The organism is Verrucomicrobiota bacterium, assembly GCA_021413925.1.
Taxonomy (GTDB): domain Bacteria; phylum Verrucomicrobiota; class Verrucomicrobiia; order Chthoniobacterales; family UBA6821; genus UBA6821.
On record JAIOPL010000001.1, the window covers coordinates 39,626 to 65,001 of the forward strand.

Here is a 25,376-nt window from a genome sequence, read left to right on the forward strand (position 1 = left end):
TGACCAATTTGCCACACCGCCGATGTCACCTGGGAACCCAAAATTGGTCAGCCCGCTTTGCTGGGCATCAAGCGAAGCGCTCTGGGTCAGAATATAGATCTGTCGGTAGTTACTCGTGGTCTGGGTGATCTGACCTTTCACAAGCGCACCGGTGATGGCAGGAAGCGCAAGGGAGGCGAGCACCGCGATGATCGAGATGACAACAAGAAGCTCAATGAGGGTGAATGCGGCAAATTTGCGGCGTAGGGTTTTGAGGGTTTTCATGGGTTTGTGATTGAATTTTATTTTGGTGGGAATTCCAACTGTGGAAACATCTATCTCCCAGTCCGATTCGTCAAGTGCAGGTTTGTCTTTAACTCTTCCACTCTTGGGAATTGGGGGCCAGCAGTCGGAGCTATTAGGGCCCAGTCAGGCATTAGGGAACTTTCAGAATCAAGACGGCTAGCGGGGGAAGATCGAGCTCGATGGAATGAGTCCGGCCGTGTGCCTCCAGCCCGCAGGATTCAATGTGAGCAGTAGACGCACATCCGCTACCTCCGAATTCCTTGGCGTCGGAATTGAGGATCAGTTCGTAGGTTCCCGTCACAGGGACCCCGAGCCGATATCCATGACGGACGACCGGAGTGGCGTTGACCACGACCAGCAGATCCTTCCCGGCACCCACGGGGGCCTTGCGGAGGAAGGACCAGACTGTGTTCTCCGCATCATGGAAGTCGACCCACTCGAATCCCTCTGGGCGGTCATCGAGCAGCGCTAGAGCCGGTTCGCTTCGATACATCTCATTCAGGCGCTTCACCAGGCGCTGCATTCCGGAATGGGGCTGATGCTCCAGCAGGTGCCAGTCGATGCTTTGGTCGTGATCCCACTCGCGCCACTGGGCGATCTCGCAGCCTTGGAAGAGAAGTTTTTTTCCGGGATGAGTCCACATCCAGCTCAGGAACATCCGCAGGTTCGCCGCCTTCTGCCAGTCATCCCCGGGCATTTTATTGAGCAGGGACCCCTTTCCATGCACCACTTCGTCATGGCTCAGCACCAGCATGAAGTGTTCATGGTAGGCATAGAGCATCGAGAAGGTGATCTCACCCTGATGATGCTTCCGGTGGATTGGCGGACGGGCGATGTAGCGGAGCGAATCATTCATCCAACCCATGTTCCACTTAAATCCGAAACCGAGGCCTCCCTCGTAGACGGGCTTGGAAACTCCGGGCCATGCCGTCGACTCCTCGGCAATCGTCATGACGCCGGGATGGCGTGCATAGCAGGCGGTGTTGAAGGCCTTCAGAAACTCGATCGCCTCGAGATTCTCCCGACCTCCGAAGCGGTTCGGGACCCACTCCCCAGACTTGCGCGAGTAGTCGAGGTAAAGCATGGAGGCCACGGCATCCACGCGAAGACCGTCTATATGGTACTGGTCGAGCCAGAAGAGGGCATTGGAGATCAGGAAATTCCGGACTTCGTTGCGACCGTAGTTGAAGATCAGAGTCCCCCAGTCGCGGTGCTCACCGAGACGAGGATCCTCGTGCTCATAGAGTGCCGTGCCGTCGAATCGGGCGAGACCATGCGCATCCTTAGGAAAGTGCCCGGGCACCCAGTCGAGGATAACCCCGATACCCGCCTGATGGAGCGCATCGATAAGATGACGAAACTCATCCGGCGATCCGAACCGGCTGCTCGGGGCAAAGAAGTTGACCACCTGGTAGCCCCACGATCCGTCGAACGGATGCTCCATGACTGGCAGCAGTTCCACATGGGTGAAGCCCATCTCCTTCACATAGGCAACAAGCTCCACGGAAAGCTCCAGATAGCTCAGAGGGCGATCCTGCTCCTCGGGACGCCTCCGCCATGATCCGAGATGGACTTCATAGACCGACATCGGCTCCGCATAGGCATTCCTCCGGGCCCTCTGCTCCATCCAGCTTTGATCCCTCCATGAATAGCGCTCAAGATCAGTCACCATGCATGCCGTGCGAAGATCATGCTGGGCGAAGAATCCATAGGGATCCGTCTTCAGAAAGATATCCCCATGCGGGCCGCGAATCTCAAATTTGTAATGCTCTCCCTCGGCAACTCCGGGAATGAAAATCTCCCAGACACCGGATCCCCCAAGACGCCTCATCATGTGGCGGCGACCATCCCAGGCATTGAAATCCCCGACGACGCTGATCCGCTGCGCATTGGGGGCCCAGACGGCGAAGGAAGTTCCATCGATGCCATCTATTATTCGAGGATGAGCTCCAAGGACTTTGTAGGCCTCCAGATGTTCCCCCTGCCCAAGCAGATAGAGATCCAGCTCTCCAAGCGTCGGGGCAAACGCATACGCATCGCTGGAACTGAGTGCCGAGCCGTCTGCCAAGGTCACCTCAAGGGTGTAATCAGCCCCTCCGTGCAAAAGGGTTTGAGTTGTCTGTCCCTCGAACAGCCCCTCCGCATGAACCTTTGTGAGAGCGAGCTTCTCCCCATTGGAAAAACTCAGCGTAATACTGGAAGCTCCCGGATAAAACACACGGGCAATGCTTCCCCCCTCACCCTCACCCGCCTTGATCTTGCGAACGCCGAGAATACGATGGGGATCGCAATGGCGGCATTCCAGTAGCGGATAGAGGTCCGCTGGAGAGAGAAGCATGGAGGCCGAGGCTGGGACAGAAGCGGAAGCGCAGGGGGAAATGCTCTTGTTCATCATTCCCAGCATGAGTCCCAATCAGCGAGACGACAAGGTCATCCGCACCAACACGCGTCGACAGGGATGGATCAGATGGCTTCGAACCGACTCAGCGTACGGAAGATTTCGTAGCGCTCGGCGATCTCGGCCTTCGTTACCGTCCTCAGTCGATCCATGCTGAAGGACTGGACATTAAAACTCGCAAGCACGCTTCCTTCCACGACAGCCTGGCGAAGATACTCGAACGGGATGTCTTTTTTCTCGCTCAGATCGTCATCACTGAGATGGCGGCTGGCCAGATAACCAGCCAGACCACCGGCAAAACAATCCCCGGCACCCGTCGGATCATGAATATCCTCAAGGGGATAGGCGGGGCAGCTGAAGAACTGACCATTGCCGAAGAGCAGGCAACCATGCTCTCCCTTCTTGATGGCCACAATGGAAGGGCCCATTTCGCGGATACGGCGACCCGCCTTGATCAGGCTGGTCTCACCGGTCAGTTCACGCGCTTCGCCATCATTAAGGATCAGCATGTCGACTCTAGCGATCAGGCGCACCAACTCCTCCTTTGCAATGTTGATCCAGAGATCCATCGTGTCAGCGATGACGAAATGGGGACGGATTAACTGATCGAGCACATGGTGTTGGAGTGCCGGGGCGATATTGCCCAGCAGGACCATCCGGGCCGAACGGTATGACTCGGGCAGGTCGGGGGTGAAGTTCTCGAAGACATTCAGCTCGACCGAGCGAGTCTCGCGCTGATTCATGTCCCACATGTATTCCCCCGACCAGCGAAAGGTCTTTCCGGGAACAACCTGAAGCCCCGTGAGATCAATGTTCCGACTCTTGAAAAACCCGATGTCTTCCTTCGGAAAATCATCGCCGACAATTCCCACAAGATTCACCGGGGAAAAGAAACTGGCTGCCACGGCTGCATAGGAGGCGGAACCGCCGAGTATATCAGCGCGTTCCTCGAGCGGTGTTTTGACGGTATCGAGGGCGATGGAACCAAGGACGAGCAGGGACATAGGGAAAGGGTGAAAGCTAAAGGATAAAGGTTAAAACGGCTGCAGGAGGAACATCACTTGCCGGCGGCGGCTTTCTTGGCCCCAAGCTTGGAGCACCAGAGGACGATCGGCGAGGCCACGAAGACCGAGGAGTACGTTCCGACCAGGATCCCGATCAAGATCGCGAAGGCGAAATCCTTGAGCACAGCTCCACCGAAGAAGAAAAGGGTCGCAACAGAGAGCAGCGTCATGCCGCCTGTCAAGATCGTGCGGCCGAGGGTCTCGTTGATGCTGCGGTTCATCAGGGCCTCGACGCTACCGCCCGTGCGGTTGCGGAGCCCCTCACGGATACGGTCATAGACGACGATCGTGTCGTTGATCGAATAACCGGCGATCGTCAGGATCGCACCCACCATCACAAGCGAGAGTTCGCCACCGGTGAGGGAGAAGACGCCAACCGTGATAATCACATCGTGGAGTAGAGCCACCAGTGCGCCGACGGCGAAGGAAAACTCGAAGCGAAGCGTCACGTAAATCAGAATGCCGACCATACCGAGGCCGAGTGCGAGGAGTGCCTTTTTGGCAAATTCGAGACCGATCTGGGCGCCAACTTTTTCCTGCTGGGCGGCAACGAGTTTATGGTCAGTGAAGGTCACCTTCAGCTTCTCGAAAATCTTGCCGGAGGTGTCCTCAGCGCTCCGAATGGCAATCATCTGCTGGGTCCCAGCCTGTTCCATCTGGATCGTCTCCTCGGTGAGGTGAAGCGACTCAAGCGCAGCGCGAACCTCGTTTACTTTCAGGGCCGGTTTGGAGTCGATGACAAGGAGATCGCCTCCTCGGAAATCGATGCCGAAGTTATTGGCCCCGCGCACCGCAAAGAAGGCAATTGATCCACCGATCAGGATGACGGAGATGAAAACAGCGATTACCCGCTTGCCCAGGAAGTTGAACTGATGGCTCGGCGCCAGGTTGGCCATCGTGAGGCGCTTCAACCCAGCATACTTCATCATCCAACGGAACGCGGTGCGTGTGAAGAGGATCGCCGAGAAGAGCGAGGCAACGATGCCGAGCATCAGTGTGACGGAGAAGCCGCGTACAGGTCCGGAGGCCTGCCAGAAGAGGATGCCTGCCGTGATGAGCGTTGTAGCATTTGCGTCGAAGATGGCGCTGAAGGCCTTGTTGTAGGCTCCGTCGAGGGCCGCTCCGAGCGATTTGCCGGCGCCGAGTTCCTCGCGCAAGCGCTCATACAGCAGCACGTTGGCATCCACGGCGAGGCCGATCGTCAGGATAATGCCGGCGATGCCAGGCAGGGTCAGGACGAAATGGAACATCGCCATCATTCCGAAGAGCAGGATGATGTTGATCCAGAGCCCGATCAGAGCCACGGATCCGGCAAGTCGATAGTAGAAGAGAACGAAGAGCATCACAAGGGCGAGGCCCCCAATACCCGAGACAATGCCGCTGCGGATCGAGTCCTGTCCAAGCGTAGGGGAGACACTGCGCGTCTCCTCGATCGTCACTGGGGTGCGGAGAGGGTTCTCCAGGACACTGGCTAGCTCGCGGGCCTCCTTCTCCTTGAAATTTCCAGTGATCTGAGCCTGACCTCCGGCAATCGGACTCTTCACTGAAGGGGCACTCTGGATCTTACCATCCAGCAGGATGGCAAGCCGTCCTTGATGAGGAGCCAGTTGCTGAGTCAGTTCGAAGAAGGTCTTGGCGCCCTCGCCGTCGAGATTGAGCGTGACCCCGTAACCCTGTTGATCAAAGAAAGCAAAAGCTTTGGTCACATGCTCGCCCGTCAGGTCAGCCTCTTTCTTCACGAGCAAGCGCTCGGTGATCTCCTTGCCCTGGTAGTTCTGGGCGTGCTCCTTGATAAGGAATCCTGGCGGCAGGATCGCCTCACCCTTATCGATTTGAGCGATGAGGGCGGCGGAATTGGGATGGACTTCTGCAAACTCGAGCTTCGCCACCTGCTGGAGCTGCTCCTTGGTGGACTGAATCTGCTCGGGGTCGAGGCCTGGAATCTGCACAAGGATCCTGCTGGAACCCTGCGGAGCAATCACAGGCTCGCTGACACCGAACTTGTCGACACGCTTGCGGATCACTTCGACTGCCTGTTGAAGCATATCGGCCGTGATCGGCTGGTCATTCTGCGGAACTAACTGCAGGAGAAAGGAGGTGCCGCCGCGCAGGTCGAGCCCGAGATGAATCTTCTTGGCAGGTGGAGTCGCCGAATCGAGGCAGAAGAGCAGAAGTAGGATCGTCAGGATGGCACCTAGCCAGCGCTTCTTGCCGTCACTCTCTGCGGAAAAGTACCAGGCAAAGAGACCTAGAATCAGAAGTCCAAAGAAAAAGGTGAGCAGTGGCGTCATCTAGCGTGGGGAGGTTGGGGCGTCAGGACGTCAGGTTGTCTTGGGTGCTGTCAGCGAAGATCGCGGAGAATTGGGGAAATTATTAGGATGCCGGAGTCTCCGTGGTTTCCTCGGAGGAGCGGTCCAGAACAGTGGCAACGGCAGCCTTGTCGATCTCGATCTTCACGTTGTCGGCGACCTTCAGCAGGACAGTGCGCTCTTTCACGTTAGAGATCATACCGTGGATTCCCGAGCTGGTTACCACCTTGTCTCCCGTCTTGATCGATGCGATAAGCTTCTGCTGCTCCTTACGCTGCTTCTGCTGGGGACGAATCAGAAGGAAGTAGAAGATGACGCCGATAAAGATCAGCGGCGCGAACTGGGTGATGGGATTAGGGGCCGGAGCTCCAGCGGTGGAGGCGGCATCAAGGATTAAAAGGGCTGTTGCTGAAAAAACCATAGCTACTCTTGGTAACCTAGGAGTGCCCTCAAGAGCAAGGACTCAAAAGAGAGATTCACGGTGAAGAAGAGGGTGAAGGGGATACAAAAACAGCCTCTTGATCCCCTTTGATGCCTGCGAGCTGTCAGTGCCCCAAATAGGCAGCCTGAATCTCGGGGCGGCTCTTGATCTCGGCGGAGGGACCCTCCAGATGGATGTGACCGGTCTCTAGGACATAGGCATAATTGCTGATTTTCAAGGCGAGCGAGGCATTCTGCTCAACAAGCAGTATCGTCATACCCCTCTCCTTGTTCAGGGAGACCAAGCGCTCGAAGATGGTTTCCACGAGCAGGGGCGCTATCCCCAGCGAGGGCTCGTCGAGCATGAGACAGCGAGGCCTTCCCATGAGGGCGCGTCCGATCGCGAGCATCTGCTGCTCCCCACCGCTGAGTGTGCCTGCCCGCTGGGTGATGCGTTCCTTGAGCCGTGGAAAAAATTCACCGACCCATTCCAGGTCGGCACCGATCTCCTTGCGATCCCGCCGGAGATAAGCCCCCATCATCAGGTTTTCCTTCACCGACAGATCGGGAAAAACCAACCGCCCCTCAGGGACATGAGCGAGTCCGTCGGCGACAATCCTGTGAGCAGGCCATCCGGCGATCTCCCGTCCATCGAATTTGATCGATCCCGCAGAGGAGGGAACAAGTCCCGAAATCGTACGAAGCGTTGTTGATTTACCGGCGCCATTGGCTCCGATCAGGGTGACGATGCTGCCCTTGGGAACTTTCAGTGAGAGGCCATTTAGCGCACGAATCCCGCCGTAGCATACCTCCAGTCCGGAGAGTTCCAGCATCGGATGAAGAGAATTAAGGATCATCCAACAACCTCCCCGTGATCTTCCCCGAGATAGGCCGTAATTACCTTGGGATTGGCGCGAATCTCCTCGGGTGTTCCCGAAGCGAGCACTTTCCCCTGATCCAGCACATAGAGGCGCTCACAGATGCCCATGACGACCTTCATATCATGCTCGACAAGCAGCACCGCCGTACCGAATTCATCACGCACGCGGGCGATCAGACGTTTTAGTTCCTCCTTCTCGGTTGGATTCATTCCCGCAGCGGGTTCATCCAGCAGCAGTAGACGAGGCTTGGTTGCAAGAGCCCGCACAATCTCCAGACGACGCTGGTCCCCGTAGGAAAGGCTACGGCTCGGATGGAGCGCCGCGTGCTCGAGTCCGAAATAGGAAAGCAGTCGGTGTCCCTCCTCTTGGATCTCTTCCTCCTCACTGCGGAATGATCTCCCTCGGCGCACGGTATTGATAAGGCCATGGCGCAACCGGGCGATAAACGAGGTCCGGACATTCATTCCCACATCAAGTGAGCCGAAGAGACGGATGTTCTGGAACGTTCGCGCCATGCCGAGCGTGTTGATTTCATGCGACGGCAATCCCGCGACATGCTCCCCCTCGAAGAGAATCTCACCCTTGGTCGGCCTGTAAACACCGGTCAGGATATTGAATAGCGAGGTTTTGCCGGCTCCGTTCGGGCCGATCAATCCCAGCAACTCGCCAGCCTCAATCTTGATCGAGACATCAGTAAGAGCAGCGATACCTCCGAAGCGGAGGGAGCAGTTCCGAACCTCAAGCAGAGAATCTCCAGCACTCATGAGGCGTTATCGGGCTTGGTTCCAGTTCTTCCCATAGGAAGCTTAGGCAGCTTAGGCAGAAATCTGCGGAAAAAAGGACCTAGGGATTCTGTCGGGCGAAAGATCATGAAAAGGATGATAATAAGCGCGTAGACGACCATCCGGTACTGGGAAAGATCGCGCAACCACTCGTTGAGCAGTGTGATCAGGATGGCCGCAACAGCAACCCCCACCGGCCTGCCAAGACCGCCCAGAATGACCATGACGATGATCTCGAAGGAGCGGAGAAAGTTGAACCCCTCAGGACTGATAAACTCGACAGCATGGGCATAGAGAGCGCCGGCTACCCCGGCAAAGAAGGCTCCTATCACGAAGGCTGTGACCTTGAAGCGCGTCGTATTGATCCCCATCGCCGCAGCGGCGATTTCGTCGTCACGTACTGCCTGAAATCCACGGCCGTAGGTCGATCGAACCAAGGCGATCATCGAGTAGAGGGTCACCGCGGCAAACCCAATCGCCCAGAAGAGATTCGTCGCTGGCAGAATCCCCTCCATGCCGCGCGCCCCTCCAACGGCATTAGTGTTCTGGAGTAGGACCCGGATAATCTCGCCGAAGCCCAGCGTGACCATCGCCAGATAGTCTCCCCTCAGACGAAGCGATGGCCCACCCACGATCAGACCCGCAAAGGCCGCAATCAGACCTGCGATAATCAGCACGGGAAGGAAGGTCAACTGCGAGGCCCAAGAAGTGCCCGTCCACGAGAGATGGGGAAGCAATGCCGGCAGCGCCTTGCCGGTCAGCAGCGCCGAGGTGTAGGCACCGACCGCCATGAAGGCGGCATGACAGAGGGAGAACTGGCCCGTCTCACCCATCACCAGATTCAGGCTGACTGCCAGGATCACATTGATCGCGGCAAAGAGGATCACCTGCGTCGTGTAGGGATCGATCCATCCCCCGCAGAGTTGGAGGAGCACCGCCAAGGCGATCCCGGCGGCCAGAGCGAGACGCGGATTCTTGATGCGGGCGTGATAGGAACGGAACACGTTAAGAAAATTAGCCTCAAGTTGTGCTCAATCGGAGCCTTTTCTGACAACGGGATTCGGCAGCACTGGAGAGAAGTCGGGAGTCCATGGGTTTTCGGTGAACTCGGATTGCTCCAAACACCTGATCATCTGCCCGCAGAGAGAAAGCACCTGCACAAGATCTAGCCCCTGATGCCAGGGGCCATAAGAAATAAGGTTCGCTTCAGCAAGGAGGAAAAGTCTGCGTGCGGGATGCAACCGTTGGCCATGCTTCGGATGGTCTGGGTGCAGGCGCTGGAGGCGGAGATGAACAAATCCTCCGGCAAGTTGAATGAGTCCCTTGTAGAAGGCGTAATCGGGTGCATCCCGGCCATCCTTCAACCAGAGATGCTCCAGCACATCATGAGCCTCATAGTAGCGCTGAGTGTTGAAACACTCAAAATAGCCAAGATAGCAGGCATCGAAGAATTCGGATTCCCGGCTCGCCTCCAATCCCTGAACAAAGGACTCCATGCGCTCGGATTTTTTCATGCGCTCGATGGGAAGAATAATAGGGCCTCAGTTAAAAGAGGAACGTGTTTTCCCGGAATAGTTGCGTCCCTTCCAACTCACGCCAGTACCGTGGCAGAGCCTCCAGCTATTCAGTGCGATTAGCAGAGCGAGGATCACCGCGAAGGGATGGGCAATGATGCCGAGCCATGAAGTCTGAAATCGCATGGTGATCATAAATCGCATTCCCATGATCAGGATCACGGCTATCCAAGCCGCGGAGAGCAAAGACCCACGCAAGGGAAGCAGCAGGAATGGGAGCAGAAAAAGACTGAAAATCACCACTCCGAAAAGAGCAAAACCGACATGAGATTCCTCAAAGACAGGCCTGAGATTCTTGGAAAAACCTTCCCATAGTTCCGAGAAGCCAGAATACATCCTACATCTGAGAAGATCGATACCATCGGCATTCACTAGGCGCATTCCCTCGCCCGTGCGGGCCGCGACCCTGCGGCCGAAGGCGATATCCTCTACCAGATGATCCCTCAGCGCCTCATGGCCGCCGAGTTGCCGGTAAGAATCCCGCCGGAACAGCAGGAACTGCCCGTTCGCCGCCCCCATGGAGGCGAGGCATTTCCTAGAGAGGCCCCATCGCGCGACACGACCAGGATTGGCCTGCAGCCAGGTCAGGATGGGAAAAGGGTGAAAGGCCATGAAGAGCAGGTACCCGAGGGGAATCACCAGTTTCTCCGACCAAGTGCCCGTGATCTGATCCGGCCAGAGAGAAAGAAGATCGGCCCTTGTGGAAACGGCGTGGGCAAGCGCCGTCCGAACGCATACAGGGGAATGTGTCGTGTCTGCATCGGTGAAGAGAAGATGCCCGCTCTCTAAGGACGCGGCCTGCGAAAGCTGATGACAGGCCCAGTTTTTCCCAACCCACTCCTCGGGCAATTCCTCACCACAAAGCAATCTGAGTCGGCTTCCCCGTTCTTCCCTAAATCCAAGTTCCCGGGCAATCGCGGCAGTCTGATCCGTGGAGCGGTCGTCGAGCAGGATGATCTCCCGGACCGGGGGCTCTTGTGCAATCAGTGAAGCAAGACAGTCGCGGATCCTACGCTCCTCGTTGCGAGCCGGCACCAGTACGGAGATATCCTGAATCCTGATTTTCCCCATCTCCCCAGAGGGCGTCGGCTTCAACCTCCTCAGAAGCCTCATGTTGATGAGGCAATGTGCGAAGCAGAGCGTCAGCAAGGGGAGCAGAAGACCCCAGATGAACAACTGTGGCAGGAGATGGATCAACCCCTGCATGGTTTTGCGTGAGGCCGCTAAAAAAACAAGCTTAGTCGTCAGTTGTTATTAGAGTCCGCTTTTTTCTTCTTTCTGTGCTGAACCGACGCGTCTGAGGGTGACGGCGAAGGAGAGGCCCCGGAGGCTGCATTGACCGCTGGCGGAAGACCCGTAGGAATACTGGGCTCAACGCGGATCTGCTGAAGGCGACGAAGATAGGCTGCGTGCATTGTATCTATCCAATCGGAGATCGAGGGGTCGATCTTCTTCATCCGCTTAGCGAGCAGGTCGTAGTATTCACGGAGGGTTTCGCGCTTCGTCTCGTCGCTCTTTGCCTTATCGCTTTTGGTGAGAAGGGAAGCAAGAGTCTCCTCCTTGTCGGCCTTCACCTTGGCCGCATAATACTTGGCCTTCTGATCCTGACGCTGTTTCTCCTCATTGCCGGCTGCATTAATCGGGGAGGGTTGTGACGGCTCGATCGGAGGCGGGATCAGAGAGTTGGGATCGCTCTGAGGAGGGTTTTGCCCTGGGGAGCCGGCCCCGGAGTTGGCCGCAGGGGCCAGCGGATCGACGGTAGTCGGCACAGGAGCATTTGTTTCAGAGGTGGCGGCATTGACTGGTGCGGGAGCATTGGACGCCGGGGCGGCAACGGGGGCTGGAGAAAAAAGGGAGGGAGCACTCGTTGTTGCCTGATCTTGCGCTGAGGCGGCAGTGCCTCCCAGGGTGATCAATACGCAGATAAGGAATCGGTGTTTCATAAGAAGATAGGATTAAGGGAAAAGCTCTTTGAGAGCCAAGTTCTTGTCAAAGAACCAAAAATGCGAGGTGATGGCAAGATGTGCCGAGCATGAACGTGACGCAGCCTCTTTCCTCCACCGCAACTTCGCATGAAAAACCATGCCTTCCGGAGATTGCAACGAAACTCCGGACTAGGAACGGCTTTGTCTGGCTGGACTCCGCTCTGGATAGCTCGCTGGAGGGCTCGAAGGAGATGTCCCTGCTGGCATCGAATCCAGACTTGGTCCTCGTAGGAGAGGCCTCGGACTGGAACCTTATCGAAAGGGAGCTCGCGGCAAGAAAGCGGCCGCCCGGAAAAATCGGGGCACCTGATGGAGCTGCCATCGGTTACTTCCGATTCGACGGATCCTTTCGCTTCGGTTTTTACGATGCCCCGCAGATCCTATCCGAGGGAACAGTGAGGAAAGAAAACTCTGGAGAGCCAACCTCTATACAGATCCCTCCCGCTCAACTTCCGATCGTGGACTTCCAGTCGGATACGGGGAGGGAGTCTTATCTTCGGATGGTATCCCGGGCCCGCGAATTCATTGCCGCTGGAGACATCTACCAAGTCTGCCTCTCTCATCGTTTCTCCGCTCCGTTTGGAGCTGATCCCTGGCCTCTCTATCTGGCGCTGCGCGAGGCATCCCCGGCTCCTCATTCAGCCTACCTCCGACTCGGAGACGAGGCGGTCCTCTCCAGTTCCCCCGAATGCTTCCTCAAGATCAGCGGACGTACAATCTCAACCCGCCCGATCAAGGGAACAAGACCCCGACGTGATGCGATCCCAGCCGATGAACGCGAGGCCTTGGAGCTTCAATCATCCCCCAAGGAACTTGCGGAACTGATCATGATTACCGATCTGGAGCGTAATGATCTGGGAAGTATCTGCGAATACGGCAGTGTGACAACATCCCGGATTGCCGAACTGGAACGCTACGCGCAGGTCTTCCACCTCGTCTCGACTGTCGAGGGCAAGCTTCGGGAGGGCGTCTCGCAGGTTGCTGCGGTGGCAGCCTGCTTCCCGGGAGGATCGATTTCAGGAGCTCCAAAAAAAAGAGCCCTGGAGATTATCAGTGAACTGGAGCCGACACCGCGCGGTCTTTTCACGGGAGCCATCGGCTACTTCGGCTACAATGGGGAGAGCCAGTTCAGCATAGCGATCCGTACGGTTGTGATCCGCGATGGAGAGGCCTCCTTTCATGTTGGCGCGGGCATCACAGCCGACTCCGATCCGGAAAAAGAATGGGAGGAGACCCTCCATAAGGCTGCTGGGATCCTTATGGCGGCAAAGGCTGTCAATAAGTAGGGATAAAAGGCGCGGCCAGCCTTAGTCGTCAAGAGCCGGGCAGCCATCGGCAGATAAAAAAGGCCCGGAAGTTTCCTCCCGGGCCTTTGATTGAAAAAGTCCCCATTCAGGGACTGGGTGACACTTTAGAAGACTTAGCGGTAGTCCTGACGTCCGCCACGGTCATCGCCACCACCACGGTAGCCACCACCGCCGCCGCCACCACCACGGTAGCCGCCTCCGCCGCTACCACCACGGTCGCCGCCGCCGCCTCCACGGTAGCCGCCACCACCTCCGCCGCCGCCACCACCACGGTAGCCTCCGCCGCCGCCGCCACCGTATCCACCGCCGCCTCCGCCACCACCGCGAGGACGATCCTCCATCGGACGGGCTTCATTGACGGTGAGATTGCGGCCACCCATGTCGGCGCCGCTGAGTCCCGTGATCGCCGCGCGACCTTCGTCGTCGGTGCTCATGGTGATGAATCCGAATCCGCGTGAGCGGCCGGTCGTGCGGTCTATCATGACGATTGCGTCTGTGACAGTGCCGTGAGCGCCGAAAACCTCGCGGAGGTCAGCGTCGGTTGCTGAGAAGGGAAGATTCCCGATATATAACTTCATACTGCTTGTTTTTGTTGGTTCCTGTTACGCTGACGGCTACTTCTTGGAATGCACCAGCTCCTCACCTGAGGATACGTGGAGCAGTCCTCCCGACCAGCGGGGAACCTGCATTGCCTGAATCGCTATCATCGAACTTCGACTTCAAGCTATGGTGATGCGGGGTCACTTTGGCAACAGAATTTATCAATGTGACGCTTTCTTCACACTTTGGTCATAAGCGGTTCACTCCGTCAAAATCCTGATTCCGGTTGAAAAACATTGAAGTCACGGGACAAATGAGTGATCACCTATGGACTTCACCATGATGAAACGATCACTTCGCTTACTCCCCCTTATCCTAGTCCTAATCTTGGTGGGATGCGCTGACAACGAGACGCCGGCTCCAAGGAAGAAGCATGGTGCCGCCACCGTTACCGATTCCCAAGAGATAAACACCTCAACCTCGACCAATGGAGTTGCTCTCGTTGACGGGAGTGTAACCGACACCAACAGCGCGGTGACCAATGCGATCTCCAGCCCTGCCAATCCCTTTGCCACTCCGACTCCAGTTCCCGTGGCCGCCCCCCGCGATCTCCCTTACGGAACCCCCGTCCCAGGAAAGCCCGGCTTTGTGACCAGCCCCCACTCACCAACCGCCGGTTATGTGGATGTCCGCGGTTTCCCTCCTGGCTCCGAGGTGAAGGATCCCTACTCCGGAAAGGTTTTTCTGGTTCCCTGATCCGCTCCGCGTGAGCACTCCGGCAGTCAAGAACGATACGGCTCCCGCCGGACGCGTCACCATTTTAGGTCCTGGGCTCATCGGCGGCTCGATTGCCATGGCTCTTCGAAGCCGCTCTCCAGGCACTAAAATTTCGGCCTGGGCACGCAACGAAGAAGCCTTGAATGAACTCACCAGCAGAGGTCTAGCCGATTCTGTCTCCACTGACCCGGCGGCTGCCGTTGAAGCAGCGGATCTCGTCGTGCTTTGCACCCCGGTCGGCAGCATGGAAGGGCTGGCGAGGAGTATGGCTTCAGGACTTTCGGCTACGGCGGTCATCACGGATGCAGGAAGCGTGAAAGCCTGTATCGTCGATCAACTCACCCCGATTCTGGGGGAAAATTACATAGGCGCCCACCCGATGGCCGGCAGCGAACGGGCAGGGCTCGGAGCCGCACGCGAAGACCTGTTTGAGGGGGCTTCCTGCCTTGTCACTCCTTCCCGTGAAAGCGGTCAAAGTGCCCTCGGCAAGGTAAGAGGATTCTGGCAGGACCTTGGTTGTGCCGTCACGATAATGAGCCCTGTCGAACACGACCGTCTGGTTGCGCGACTCAGCCACCTGCCGCACGCCCTAGCCTACGCCCTGATAAATCTTGTCATCGATACGCTTCCGGAAGGATCCCAGCAACTGGCTGGGGGCAGCTTCCGTGACGCCACACGCGTTGCCGCAAGCAACCCAGAGCTCTGGACAGGAATCCTTACCTCTAACGGCCCGGAAGTTGCCGCAGCCCTACGGGAAATGTCCAAACTCTTGAAATCGATGGCCACCGCGATCGGGGATGAAAACCCCGACTCGCTTCTCGATTTTTTGAAGAGGGCAAAGCACCATCGCGATGCGCTTCCACTCCCTCCCCCCGAACGCGCAGCCTAGAAATTTTCATGCATACTTTCACTGTCCATCACTGCGGCCCGATCCGTGCCACCATCACTATTCCGGGAGACAAGAGCATGTCGCATCGAAGCGCCATGTTCGCCTCTCTTGCAGAGGGGCGGAGCACGATCACCGGTTTCCTCGAGAGCGAGGACTGCCTCTCCACTGTCAATGCGATGAGATCGCTCGGAGCCCACATCGAGCGCGCCGGCACCGGCACCTTTGTCGTGGAAGGCAAGGGAGGCCACTTCACCGCACCGGCCACTGATGTCGATTGCGGCAACTCCGGCACCACCATGCGCCTTCTCTCCGGCATTCTGGCCGCCCAGCCTTTCAGCTCCCGACTTACCGGCGATGCCTCACTCTCCAAGCGCCCAATGGGACGGGTCATCAAGCCGCTCACCGAGATGGGGGCTCGCTTCAACTCCGAAGGGGGTGAGGGGAAACCTCCCCTAGTGGTCGAGGGTGGGAAGCTCACACCCCTCCACTATGAGATGCCTGTTGCCAGCGCCCAGGTGAAGAGCGCCATCCTGCTCGCGGGTCTCTCAGCCGAGGGGGAGACCAGCGTCGTGGAACCTGCTGCCTGCCGAGATCACACGGAACGGATGCTTCAAGAGTTTGGTATTTCACTGGATCTCGGGAAAGCTGACGTTAACGGTCGCCGCCGCATCGCCCTCAAGGGCCCCCAACAACTCAAGGCCCGAGACTTTGCCGTGCCGGGCGACATCTCAAGCGCCGCCTTCTGGCTTGTGGCCGCTTCAGCCAAAGCGGGATCCGATGTCACGATGCCTGGCGTCGGACTGAACCCCACTCGCACCGGCGTCATTGCAGTACTCCGTCGCATGGGGGCAACGATCGAGACCACACCAGTAGACCCCAATGCAGCCGAACCACTTGGCACTGTCCGAGTGCTTGGCCGCGAACTCCACGGCACCGTGATCGAGGGGGCCGAGATTCCGAATGTCATCGATGAACTTCCCATCCTTGCGGTGGCCGGAGCACTAGCCCAAGGCACAACCATCATCCGTGACGCCAAGGAGCTTCGAGTTAAGGAGACCGACCGCATTGCCGCAGTCGCCGGAAATCTTCGGGCCATGGGCGTACCCGTTACCGAGACAGAGGATGGCATGGTGATCGAAGGTGGGCACCCGCTCAAAGGCGCGCAACTTGAGTGCTTTCACGATCACCGCATCGCAATGGCTTTTGCGATCGCAGGACTCTTCGCCGAGGGGAAGACAGTCATCAATCATGTGGAATGCGTGGCCACCTCCTATCCGACCTTCGGCTCAACGCTTGAGTCGGTACTGGCCGCCTGAATAATCCCATGGCCGGACGCGTCATCGCCATCGACGGTCCCGCCGCCTCCGGGAAGAGCAGCGTCTCCCGGGGAGTTGCCGCTGCCCTGGGCTGGTTCTTTGTCAGCTCAGGACACTTTTACCGGGCCATCGCGTGGGGCACCGTGCGCGATCAGGTCTCCTCCGACTCATCCGATTCTTTGGTCGGCTGGGTAGCCAGGCGCAAACTCACACTCCTTGAAGACGAAGACCCAACAAAAGGCGTCTCCCTGCTACTGGATGGGGAGAATGCCACGCCTCACCTTTCGGATCCACAGGTGGCGGCCACGGTCTCCGTAATCGCCGCAGTGCCTGCCGTGCGTGATTTCATCAATGCCAGACTCCGCGCCTTGTCGGAAAACCATGATCTGATCATGGAAGGTCGCGATATCGGCTCCATTGTCTTTCCGGAGACCCCATGGAAATTCTACCTCGACGCCTCTCCCGAGGTACGTGCCCGCCGTCGTGCCAGTGAGGGAGCGATCGATACAGTGAATGAACGTGACCGACTCGACTCAACCCGCGCGACCGCCCCACTGACGATTCCGCCGGGCGCCATTGTCATCGACACGACACACCTGACCTTGGATCAAGTAATCCAGACGGTACTGGACCATCTTCATCTTCCAGAGCTGACCACCGGCTGATGATGAGCTTCACCTACTACTTCTGGTACACGCTCTCGAAGATCGCGGCGCGTTTCTTCTTCAGCTTCCGGGCGGTTCATCCGGAGCGGATGATCGAAGAGGGACCTCTCATTCTTGCCTCCAATCACCAGAGCTATTTTGATCCCCCGCTGGTCGGCATCTGCTCAAGACGGGGCGTCTATTATCTCGCCCGCAAAACCCTTCTTCAGATCCCCTTGCTGGGAAAGCTTCTCCCCCATATCAATGTCATCCTCGTCGACCGCGATGGTAATGACATGTCGGCGCTCAAGATCGTGATCCGCACGGTCAAATCGGGCAACGCCGTCGTCCTCTTTCCCGAGGGAACGCGATCGGTGGATGGCACTCTCCAACCGGCAAAGGCCGGGATCGGCCTGGTCATTGCAAAGACCCGAGCCCCCGTGCAACCGATGCGCATCTTCGGCTCCCACGAGGCCTTTCCGAAGGGATCAGGAAAAGTTTCCCTGACTCCAATCAGCGTAGTGGTAGGCAACCCGATCCGTTTCACACCCGAGGAACTGGATCCAGCTACCCATGGTGGCGATGACCGGGCTCTCTATCAGCATCTTTCCAATCGTGTCATGGAAGCGATCGGAGCCCTATCGCTTCCGGGGTCATCCCTGGAATCACTCTCGTCATCTTCCCAGACTTCCTAAGCCTTGCCATCCTCGCCTCCGATGCCGAATCTCTAACTTTCATGAGCGAATCAAAGACCCATGCCATCGTTGTCAACGATCTCGTGAAATCGTTTGGCGAGCGCCGTGCACTTGACGGAATCTCCCTCGAGGTGCGCCGCGGCGAACTCTTCTGCCTGCTGGGTCCGAATGGGGGAGGAAAGAGCACTCTCTTCCGAATCCTGGCGACCCTCTCCCTGCCCGATTCGGGTACGGCTAAAATCGCGGGTCATGATGTCGTTTCGGCCGCAGCCGAAGTCAGGGCCCGACTCGGCGTTGTCTTCCAGTCACCAAGTCTCGACGGCAAGCTGACCATTCTGGAGAACCTCCGTTGTGGCGGCGCCCTTTACGGGCTTACGGGAACGGAACTCGAATCCCGCATCATTGAGGCCACAAAGGCCCTCAACCTGACGGACCGACTTAATGACATTGTCGAGACCCTCTCCGGCGGACTTCAGCGCCGTGCTGAAATCGCCAAGTGCCTCCTGATCCGTCCGGAGGTACTTCTGCTCGACGAGCCCTCCACGGGACTCGACCCTGGAGCCCGCCTCGATCTCTGGGCTGCCCTGGAAAAACTTCGAAACGAGCACAACGTTACCGCTCTCTGCACCACGCATCTCATGGAGGAGGCGGCGCGAGCCGACCGGGTCGGCATAGTCAGTTCCGGAAAACTTGTCGCCCTTGGAACTCCCGATGAACTCACCTCCGCCATCGGCGGCGATGTGATCAGCCTCGGAGTTTCCAAAGAAACCGGAGCCGATCAACTCGCCAAACTCATTACCTCGAAGACCGGCATACCCGCGACAGTCGTGGAGGGAGAGGTTCGCATCGAGCATGTCGAGGCCTATGCGCTTGCAGCTCGGCTGGCCGGGGAATTCCCGAAAGAGATCACCTCCCTCCGAATTGCCCGACCCACCTTAGAGGATGTCTTCATCGCGAGGACGGGGCGCCTCTTTGCCGATCAGGATCTGGAGCCCGACATGAATGCGCCCGTTAAGAAAAAGAAGCACTGAGTTGCCAAAGCAGTTCCTTATGAAACCCACACGCCTTCTCTGGACTCCCGCCCTCGCCTTCTGGTGGCGCGATGTCATTCGCTTCCTGCGTCAGCGTAACCGCATCATCGGGGCCCTTGCCACTCCGCTTGTCTTTTGGCTGCTTGTCGGTTCAGGCTTCGGACCTTCCTTCCGCAATCCCGGAGCCCTGACTTCCGCCGCCGCCACGGGCAGCTACCTCGCCTATTTCTTTCCCGGCACGCTAGTGCTGATCATGCTCTTCACCGCGATCTTTTCGACGATCTCGGTCATTGAGGACCGTCGCGAGGGATTCCTTCAGGGTGCACTCGTTGCGCCGCTATCCCCCGCCGCTATCCCACTTGGAAAATTCCTGGGAGGAACGACCCTTGCGGTCCTTCAGGCAGCGCTATTCTGCGTGCTGGCCCCACTGGCAGGCCTGCCGATCGGTTGGCATCAGGCGGCCCTACTCCTGCCCGCCCTCGTTTTTGTCGGCTTCGCAATGACAGGGATGGGCTTCCTTGTTGCCTGGCCTATGGACTCAACCCAGGGATTTCACGCGATCATGAACATCTTCCTGATGCCCCTCTGGATGATGTCCGGAGCCCTCTTCCCCATGCCTGCAGGAACCGGCTGGCTCTACTGGGCCGGAGCGCTCAACCCTGTCAGCTACGGGGTCACGGCAATCCGTTCGTCCTTTGCTGCGACCAGCGGAACGGCACTGCCCGCCGGATATCTGACAGGCCTCGTCGTCACGGCGCTTTTTGCAGCCGTGATGTTTGTGATCAGCGTTAACCTAGTTGCCAAGCGCTCCAAGCGCAACTGAGTCAAACCGTCCTATCCATGGGGAACCTGCCTGACTTATTTGAAGAACTGAAGTCTGCAGTGCTTTGCGGTGATGGAGCGATGGGCACGCTCCTGGCCGAGAGGGGCGTTCCTGCGGGAAACTGCTTTGAGGAGCTCTGTCTCTCCCAACCGGAAACAATCTCCTCCATTCACCGCGAATACCTGGAGGCCGGAGCCCAACTCATCACCACCAACTCCTTCGGAGCGAATGCACGCAAGCTATTCGCGTTCGGTCTTGAAGGACGGGTGGGCGACATCAACAGAGCGGCCACCCGCTTGGCTCGGGAGGCTGTGGATGCCTCCGGAAGGCCTGCCCTGGTTGCCGGAAGTGTGGGCCCCCTTGGTTCTCACCAAGCGGAAGCCGACCAGAACCAAGAAGTTCTTTTCCGAGAGCAGATCAGCGGACTGCTCGAAGGAGGTGCGGACCTGATCCTGCTGGAGACCTTCCAGGATCCCGAGGAGCTCTCGCTAGCACTGCAAGTAGCCAAATCACTCGGCAACAAGCCGGTCATTACCCTGATCGCCTCTCCCGAGAGCGGGCGCTTACCCGGCGGAGCCTGGATCGGAGATGTCCTGGAATCCCTTGGTGAACAGGGTGCGGACCTGGTCGGTCTGAACTGCGTGAACGGTCCCCAGGCGATGCTTCGCCTCGTCGAAAAAATCGCACCCGCCCGCCCTCTCGCCGTCTATCCAAATGCCGGGCGGCCTACCTATCAGGAAGGCCGCATCGCTTACGGCACGACACCCGAATATTTCGCCGATCTAGGCCGCCGGATGGCCGAGGCTGGCGCCGCCTTGGTCGGTGGATGCTGCGGAACCTCTCCTCTTCATATCAAGGCGCTCAGCAAAGCGCTGCAAGGCCTCAAACCGACAACACGACAAACAACGGGAGTCGTCACCAGTCTAGAACCTCCCCCGGCCCCGGAACCCACCGAGAAAAGCATTCTCGACCTGATCGCCGGGGGAAAGACCGTTATCGTCACGGAACTGGATCCTCCCAAGACACTCCCTTTGGAAAAATTCTTCACTGCCGCCGAAGCACTCACCCGGGCGGGAAGTGACGCCATCACCCTGGCAGACAATTCACTCGCTATCCTGAGGGTCAGCAATTTCGCTGTAGCCGCAATGTTGAAGCAACGGGGAATCACCCCCCTTCTGCACGTGAGTTGCCGGGATCGCAATGTGATCGGCCTCCAGAGCGAACTCCTCGGCATGGCAGCGATGGGAATGCGCCATGTGCTTGCCCTGACGGGAGATCCCGCCAAGGGAGGAGACCATCCCGACGCAACCTCCGTCTATGACGTGAACTCCGTCGGCCTCCTGGAGATCATCCGCAGACTGAATGAAGGATATACGCTGGCCGGGACCGACCTGCAGGCGCGGCCCGATCTCATTGCGGGATGCACCTTCAACCCCAACGCCCGGAGTCTCGACACGCAGATCCAGCGCCTCGAGCGCAAGATCAAGGCCGGGGCACGGTATGTCATGACCCAACCGGTTTTTGAAACCGCCTTGGTCGAAGAGACCGCGAGACGGACCGCTCACTTCGGAGTGCCGGTCTTTATCGGCGTCTGGCCTCTGCTCAACGGACGCCAGGCAAAGTTCCTCCATAACGAGGTGCCCGGCATCACGATCCCCGTTCCCGTCATGGCCCGGATGGAGGGTCTCGAAGGTGCTGAGGGACGCAAGGAAGGTGTCGCCATCGCTAAGGAGGTGACTCGCTCCGTGCTTGATCACTTCCCGGGCGTCTACTTCATGACACCCTTCCTCGCCTATCAGACCACCGAGGAACTCTCCTCATTCGTCAGAGGACGCTGATCCGCAAATGCAGTCGGGGCTCGAAAGAGCATGTTCCCAATAAAAAAGCCCCTCTGCCGAAGCAGAGGGGCTTAGAATAACTAAAGAACGGAAAGAAGTTTACTTCTTCGGCTTCAGCTTCGCCTTTGTCTTGGCAACCACCTTCTTGACCGCGGTCTTTTTCTTGGGAGCCTCGACCTGCTTGGCTCCTTTGGCAATACGGGTGTTCAGACGGCTCTTCTTACGGGAAGCGACATTCTTGTGGATAGCCCCTTTCTTGGCGGCTTTATCAAGCGCGGAGGAAAAGTTCTGGTAGAGGGCTGTCACCTCATCGACACCAGCATGGAGGGCGGCACGTAGTTTTTTCTCTTCGGTCTTGAGACGGCTCAGGACGCTCGTGTTGCGGGCCTCGCGCTTGATAGTCTGACGCTTGCGCTTGAGTTCGGAGTTGCTTTTTTTGACTACTACTTTGGTTGTTGCCATAGGAAAGGTGTTGGGTGTCTTGAGTGGGTACGGTGGATAGTCGAGTGGTGCCAGTAGCAGGATTCGAACCTGCGACCAAGGGCTTATGAGTCCCCTACTCTACCGCTGAGCTATACTGGCGATGAGGGCGAAGCGTACCAATTCAACGCATCTCTTCAAGGGAGAATATGAAGCGGTGAAGATTCCTCTCCACTAAGCAAAGCACTTATTTGCCTCCGGTCACATAGGAAGCAGGGAAAAATACCCGACTAATCTATTGACAACTTTCTGCATAGGTCCTACCACTCAGCGTGTCAGTACAACCATAAACCAAAACTAAATGAACAAAACACTTACACTCCTCGCAGTTGTGATTGCTACCGCAGCGACCTCGTTCGCCGGTTCTGCAGTCTCCTCCAAGAAAGTTGTCGTCGCCCCTCAGGAAGATCTCTTCCGTGCCGGTGAAGTCCAGCTCGACGTATTCGCAGCTGGTGCTGCCGGTAACTACAAGGGCGGATCCGTCAACGGATTCGGCGGCGGTCTCGGCCTGAGCTACTTCTTCACGAAGTACTTTGGTATCGGAATCGACGACACCCTCACCAGCCTCAATGGCAATGGCCACACCTACAACAGCACTCAGGGCAACCTGATCGCCCGTCTCCCGATCGAGAGCCTTCACCTTGCTCCTTACGCCCTTGTTGGCGGTGGTGCAACCTGGGGCACACAGATCCAGGGCAACGGCAACGTTGGTGGTGGTCTTGAGTACCGCATCAACCGCGGCATCGGCCTCTTCGCTGATTCCCGTTACCTCTTCGGTAACAACGGTCTCAACGAGAGCCTCACCCGCGCCGGTCTCCGTTTCATCTTCTAAGAATCTCCTCCCGACAGCCTGATTCTATGACAACACCTGCACCATCATCCGAATCCCGACGCGTTGTCGTGGGAATGAGCGGAGGAGTGGACTCCAGCGTGGCTGCCTATCTGCTGAAGGAGCAGGGATGGGAGGTCATCGGCGTCACCATGAAACTCTGGCCCCAGGACTGCATGTCCCGAGCGGAGGATAAGTGCTGCGGCCCTCAGGCTATAGCCGATGCTCGCGGCGTGGCCCATGCGCTGGGAGTGCCCCATTACGTAATCGATGAAGCCGTGCCCTTCGAGCGGTTGGTAATCGATTACTTTGCCGATGAGTACAAGGCCGGGCGTACACCGAACCCCTGTGTCATGTGCAACGAGAAGCTGAAGTTTGGTAACCTCTGGGACAAGGCGACCGCCCTGGGCGCGGCCTACATAGCCACGGGCCACTATGCCTCCGTCGAGCATCCCGAGGATACAGACAAAGATAACAAGCTGAAGGCCCCGATCCTCCGTAAAGGACTCGACCCCAAGAAGGATCAGTCCTACTTCCTCTTCAGTTTGCGACGGGAGCAGCTCGCACGGGCTCTTTTCCCTCTCGGTTCCCTCACCAAAGAGGAAATCCGGAGCATCGCCCGCAAACTGGGCCTCAAGGTCGCCGATAAGGAGGATAGTCAGGAGATCTGCTTCGTGCCGGGCAAGGATTACAAGGCCTTCCTCAAAGATCGTTTCACAGATCGCGGCGAGACCTTTCAGCCGGGCGGTTTTTACGACATGCAGGGTAATCACATCGGGCCGCATGATGGGATCGAACTCTTCACGATCGGTCAGCGCAAAGGTCTTCCAGGAGGGGCGGGAACTCCCCGTTATGTCATCGATATCGACGCCGCAAGCGGCCGTGTCGTCCTGGGGGGGGAGGAGGACCTGCTTTGCGAGGAGTTCCTTGTCAATCGGACTAACTGGCATGGAGAGGCACCCTCAACCCCACGGAGACTTTCGGTGAAAGTCCGCCATGGTCACTCGGGAGACTTGGCCGAAGTGACCGCAGGGGAGAATGATACCGCCGTCATCCGCCCCCTCCAGCCCCTACGGGCCGTCACCCCGGGACAAGCCGCCGTCTTCTATGACGGCGATCGCGTCATCGGTGGCGGATGGATCGCCCGACGCACCACCCTTGATCCGGCAATGCTTCAAGATATCTCCGCTTCCTCCCTCGCATGAAAAAACTGCCTGTGAAGCCAAGAAAAGCTCCTCAAAAAAGAGCTTCCATCAAAGGCGCCAAATCCTCCGCCTTTGATTCCATTGCCGATGTGATCGAGGAGATACGCAGGGGGCATATGGTCATCGTCACCGATGACGAGGATCGTGAGAATGAAGGAGATCTCGTCATGGCCGCCTCCAAAGTCACGCCACAGGCAGTGAATTTCATGGCGACCCACGGGAGGGGACTCATCTGTGTTCCCATCACCGAGGACCGGGCTGCCCATCTTGGCCTCCAGCGCATGGTGGCCCATAATCGGGAACTCCACGCAACCGACTTCACCGTCTCGGTTGATGCCTCCCACGGCACAACCACCGGCATCAGCGCCCGCGACCGCGCGGCGACGATCAAGGTTTTGGCAAATCCCACAGCTGGCTCGAAGGATCTCCGTCAACCGGGACACATTTTCCCGCTTCAGGCCGCGGAGGGGGGGGTGCTCAAACGGGCCGGTCACACCGAGGCGGGGGTCGACTTGGCACGACTCGCGGGACTCGACCCATCGGGTGTCATCTGCGAGATCCTGAATGAGGACGGCTCGATGGCGCGCCTGCCCGATCTTTTGAAGTTCAAGAAGAAGCATGGTCTCAGGATCTGCTCGATCAGGGATCTCATCGCCTATCGCCGCAAGAGCGAGAAGCTCGTCCGCAGGGAACAGGAGATTGAGATGCCGACGGATTTCGGTGATTTCAAGATGTTCCTCTATCGCGCCGAGGTGGATAACCATCACCACCTGGCCCTGGTAAAGGGCCCTATTGATCCCAAGAAGCCGGCACTCGTGCGCGTCCATAGCGAATGCCTCACCGGCGATGTCTTCGGTTCCCGCCGTTGTGATTGCGGAAGCCAGTTGCACCGTGCACTAGCACAGATTGCTGAGAGCGGGCACGGCGTCCTTGTCTACATGCGTCATGAAGGCCGGGGGATCGGACTGCCGGCAAAGATCCATGCCTACAAGCTTCAGGAAGAAGGACTCGATACCGTCGAGGCAAACGAGCGCCTCGGCTACCCGGCCGACCTCCGTGACTACGGAACGGGCGCCCAGATCCTAGCGGACCTCGGAGTCACCAAGATCCGTCTTCTTACGAATAACCCCAGAAAGGTCGTTGGGCTTGAAGGTTACGGCATGGAGATCATCGAACGTGTCCCCATCCGCTCCGAGCCCAACCGGCACAACTTGCGCTATCTCTCCACGAAGAAGAAGAAGCTCGGGCACATGATCTAGGTGATAGGTTCTAGGAAATAGGGTGTCTGGAGAACAATCCTCTCG

24 protein-coding genes, 1 tRNA gene and 1 pseudogene are annotated in these 25,376 nt (G+C 57.9%); 12 read left to right on the plus strand and 14 right to left on the minus strand.

Features of this window, described 5'->3' with window-relative positions:
• Positions 1 to 153: 153 nt before the first annotated feature.
• From K8R57_00200 to K8R57_00250, 11 genes and pseudogenes are all read right to left on the minus strand, one after another.
• Positions 154 to 264, minus strand: a pseudogene (locus K8R57_00200) (prepilin-type N-terminal cleavage/methylation domain-containing protein).
• Positions 265 to 415: 151 nt separating this feature from the next.
• Positions 416 to 2,623, minus strand: a complete 2,208-nt coding sequence (glgB, locus tag K8R57_00205; GenBank protein ID MCE9586722.1) for a 1,4-alpha-glucan branching protein GlgB — start codon at positions 2,621 to 2,623, stop codon at positions 416 to 418.
• A 125-nt stretch (positions 2,624 to 2,748) separates the two neighbouring features.
• The gene (locus K8R57_00210; GenBank protein MCE9586723.1) at positions 2,749 to 3,687 is read right to left on the minus strand and encodes a sugar kinase; all 939 of its coding nucleotides are present in this window, start codon (positions 3,685 to 3,687) and stop codon (positions 2,749 to 2,751) included.
• A gap of 53 nt (positions 3,688 to 3,740) precedes the next feature.
• Complete coding sequence (secD, locus tag K8R57_00215; protein ID MCE9586724.1) at positions 3,741 to 6,038, minus strand: protein translocase subunit SecD; 2,298 nt, start codon at positions 6,036 to 6,038, stop codon at positions 3,741 to 3,743.
• An 82-nt stretch (positions 6,039 to 6,120) separates the two neighbouring features.
• Positions 6,121 to 6,477 carry a preprotein translocase subunit YajC gene (gene yajC, locus K8R57_00220; protein ID MCE9586725.1) on the minus strand — a complete coding sequence of 119 codons (357 nt, stop codon included), beginning with the start codon at positions 6,475 to 6,477 and terminating at the stop codon, positions 6,121 to 6,123.
• Between the two features lie 124 nt (positions 6,478 to 6,601).
• Positions 6,602 to 7,309, minus strand: coding sequence for an ABC transporter ATP-binding protein (locus tag K8R57_00225; protein MCE9586726.1), 708 nt, complete (start codon positions 7,307 to 7,309; stop codon positions 6,602 to 6,604).
• A 20-nt stretch (positions 7,310 to 7,329) separates the two neighbouring features.
• Positions 7,330 to 8,121, minus strand: a complete 792-nt coding sequence (locus tag K8R57_00230; protein MCE9586727.1) for an ABC transporter ATP-binding protein — start codon at positions 8,119 to 8,121, stop codon at positions 7,330 to 7,332.
• Positions 8,118 to 9,119 (minus strand): branched-chain amino acid ABC transporter permease, encoded by a 1,002-nt coding sequence (locus tag K8R57_00235; GenBank protein ID MCE9586728.1) that lies wholly within the window; start codon positions 9,117 to 9,119, stop codon positions 8,118 to 8,120. Before K8R57_00235 ends, K8R57_00230 begins: the two co-directional genes overlap by 4 nt.
• A 51-nt stretch (positions 9,120 to 9,170) precedes the next feature.
• Positions 9,171 to 9,653, minus strand: a complete 483-nt coding sequence (locus K8R57_00240) for a DUF309 domain-containing protein (GenBank protein ID MCE9586729.1) — start codon at positions 9,651 to 9,653, stop codon at positions 9,171 to 9,173.
• Positions 9,654 to 9,680: 27 nt separating this feature from the next.
• On the minus strand, positions 9,681 to 10,919 hold the full coding sequence (locus K8R57_00245; GenBank protein ID MCE9586730.1) for a glycosyltransferase family 2 protein: 1,239 nt from the start codon (positions 10,917 to 10,919) through the stop codon (positions 9,681 to 9,683).
• Positions 10,920 to 10,957: 38 nt separating this feature from the next.
• Positions 10,958 to 11,656, minus strand: coding sequence for an alanine and proline-rich secreted protein Apa (locus K8R57_00250; GenBank protein ID MCE9586731.1), 699 nt, complete (start codon positions 11,654 to 11,656; stop codon positions 10,958 to 10,960).
• An 89-nt stretch (positions 11,657 to 11,745) separates the two neighbouring features.
• Between K8R57_00250 and pabB the strand changes: the two genes are divergently transcribed.
• Positions 11,746 to 12,984: an aminodeoxychorismate synthase component I gene (gene pabB, locus K8R57_00255; GenBank protein ID MCE9586732.1), complete on the plus strand. Its 1,239-nt coding sequence runs from the start codon at positions 11,746 to 11,748 to the stop codon at positions 12,982 to 12,984.
• 134 nt (positions 12,985 to 13,118) lie between these two features.
• Here pabB and K8R57_00260 read toward each other — a convergent pair whose 3' ends face one another.
• Positions 13,119 to 13,583: an RNA-binding protein gene (locus tag K8R57_00260; GenBank protein MCE9586733.1), complete on the minus strand. Its 465-nt coding sequence runs from the start codon at positions 13,581 to 13,583 to the stop codon at positions 13,119 to 13,121.
• Between the two features lie 301 nt (positions 13,584 to 13,884).
• On the opposite strand from K8R57_00260, the gene K8R57_00265 reads away from it, so the two are divergent.
• The 8 genes from K8R57_00265 to K8R57_00300 are packed head-to-tail and all read left to right on the plus strand — an operon-like array spanning position 13,885 to position 21,558.
• On the plus strand, positions 13,885 to 14,301 hold the full coding sequence (locus K8R57_00265; GenBank protein MCE9586734.1) for a hypothetical protein: 417 nt from the start codon (positions 13,885 to 13,887) through the stop codon (positions 14,299 to 14,301).
• A gap of 10 nt (positions 14,302 to 14,311) precedes the next feature.
• A complete protein-coding gene (locus tag K8R57_00270) occupies positions 14,312 to 15,211 on the plus strand; it encodes a prephenate dehydrogenase/arogenate dehydrogenase family protein (protein ID MCE9586735.1) in 900 nt (299 codons plus the stop codon).
• An 8-nt stretch (positions 15,212 to 15,219) separates the two neighbouring features.
• Positions 15,220 to 16,527 carry a 3-phosphoshikimate 1-carboxyvinyltransferase gene (gene aroA / locus K8R57_00275; GenBank protein MCE9586736.1) on the plus strand — a complete coding sequence of 436 codons (1,308 nt, stop codon included), beginning with the start codon at positions 15,220 to 15,222 and terminating at the stop codon, positions 16,525 to 16,527.
• Between the two features lie 8 nt (positions 16,528 to 16,535).
• Positions 16,536 to 17,192 carry a (d)CMP kinase gene (cmk, locus tag K8R57_00280; GenBank protein MCE9586737.1) on the plus strand — a complete coding sequence of 219 codons (657 nt, stop codon included), beginning with the start codon at positions 16,536 to 16,538 and terminating at the stop codon, positions 17,190 to 17,192.
• Positions 17,192 to 17,866, plus strand: coding sequence for a 1-acyl-sn-glycerol-3-phosphate acyltransferase (locus K8R57_00285; GenBank protein ID MCE9586738.1), 675 nt, complete (start codon positions 17,192 to 17,194; stop codon positions 17,864 to 17,866). Before cmk ends, K8R57_00285 begins: the two co-directional genes overlap by 1 nt.
• 41 nt (positions 17,867 to 17,907) lie before the next feature.
• Positions 17,908 to 18,897 carry an ATP-binding cassette domain-containing protein gene (locus K8R57_00290; GenBank protein ID MCE9586739.1) on the plus strand — a complete coding sequence of 330 codons (990 nt, stop codon included), beginning with the start codon at positions 17,908 to 17,910 and terminating at the stop codon, positions 18,895 to 18,897.
• A gap of 19 nt (positions 18,898 to 18,916) precedes the next feature.
• Complete coding sequence (locus K8R57_00295) at positions 18,917 to 19,720, plus strand: ABC transporter permease (protein ID MCE9586740.1); 804 nt, start codon at positions 18,917 to 18,919, stop codon at positions 19,718 to 19,720.
• Between the two features lie 17 nt (positions 19,721 to 19,737).
• Positions 19,738 to 21,558, plus strand: a complete 1,821-nt coding sequence (locus K8R57_00300) for a bifunctional homocysteine S-methyltransferase/methylenetetrahydrofolate reductase (protein MCE9586741.1) — start codon at positions 19,738 to 19,740, stop codon at positions 21,556 to 21,558.
• A 99-nt stretch (positions 21,559 to 21,657) separates the two neighbouring features.
• Here the strand turns inward: K8R57_00300 and rpsT are convergent, their stop codons facing one another.
• Together rpsT and K8R57_00310 are read right to left on the minus strand one after the other, a co-directional pair.
• Positions 21,658 to 22,020 carry a 30S ribosomal protein S20 gene (gene rpsT / locus K8R57_00305; protein ID MCE9586742.1) on the minus strand — a complete coding sequence of 121 codons (363 nt, stop codon included), beginning with the start codon at positions 22,018 to 22,020 and terminating at the stop codon, positions 21,658 to 21,660.
• 45 nt (positions 22,021 to 22,065) lie between these two features.
• A tRNA-Met gene (locus tag K8R57_00310) sits at positions 22,066 to 22,140 on the minus strand.
• Positions 22,141 to 22,339: 199 nt separating this feature from the next.
• Here K8R57_00310 and K8R57_00315 point away from each other — a divergent pair.
• The 3 genes from K8R57_00315 to K8R57_00325 are packed head-to-tail and all read left to right on the plus strand — an operon-like array spanning position 22,340 to position 25,331.
• A complete protein-coding gene (locus tag K8R57_00315; GenBank protein ID MCE9586743.1) occupies positions 22,340 to 22,870 on the plus strand; it encodes a hypothetical protein in 531 nt (176 codons plus the stop codon).
• A gap of 26 nt (positions 22,871 to 22,896) precedes the next feature.
• Entirely contained in the window at positions 22,897 to 24,072 is a 1,176-nt protein-coding gene (gene mnmA / locus K8R57_00320; GenBank protein MCE9586744.1) for a tRNA 2-thiouridine(34) synthase MnmA, read from the plus strand.
• Positions 24,069 to 25,331: a bifunctional 3,4-dihydroxy-2-butanone-4-phosphate synthase/GTP cyclohydrolase II gene (locus tag K8R57_00325; GenBank protein MCE9586745.1), complete on the plus strand. Its 1,263-nt coding sequence runs from the start codon at positions 24,069 to 24,071 to the stop codon at positions 25,329 to 25,331. Before mnmA ends, K8R57_00325 begins: the two co-directional genes overlap by 4 nt.
• Positions 25,332 to 25,376 lie beyond the last annotated feature (45 nt).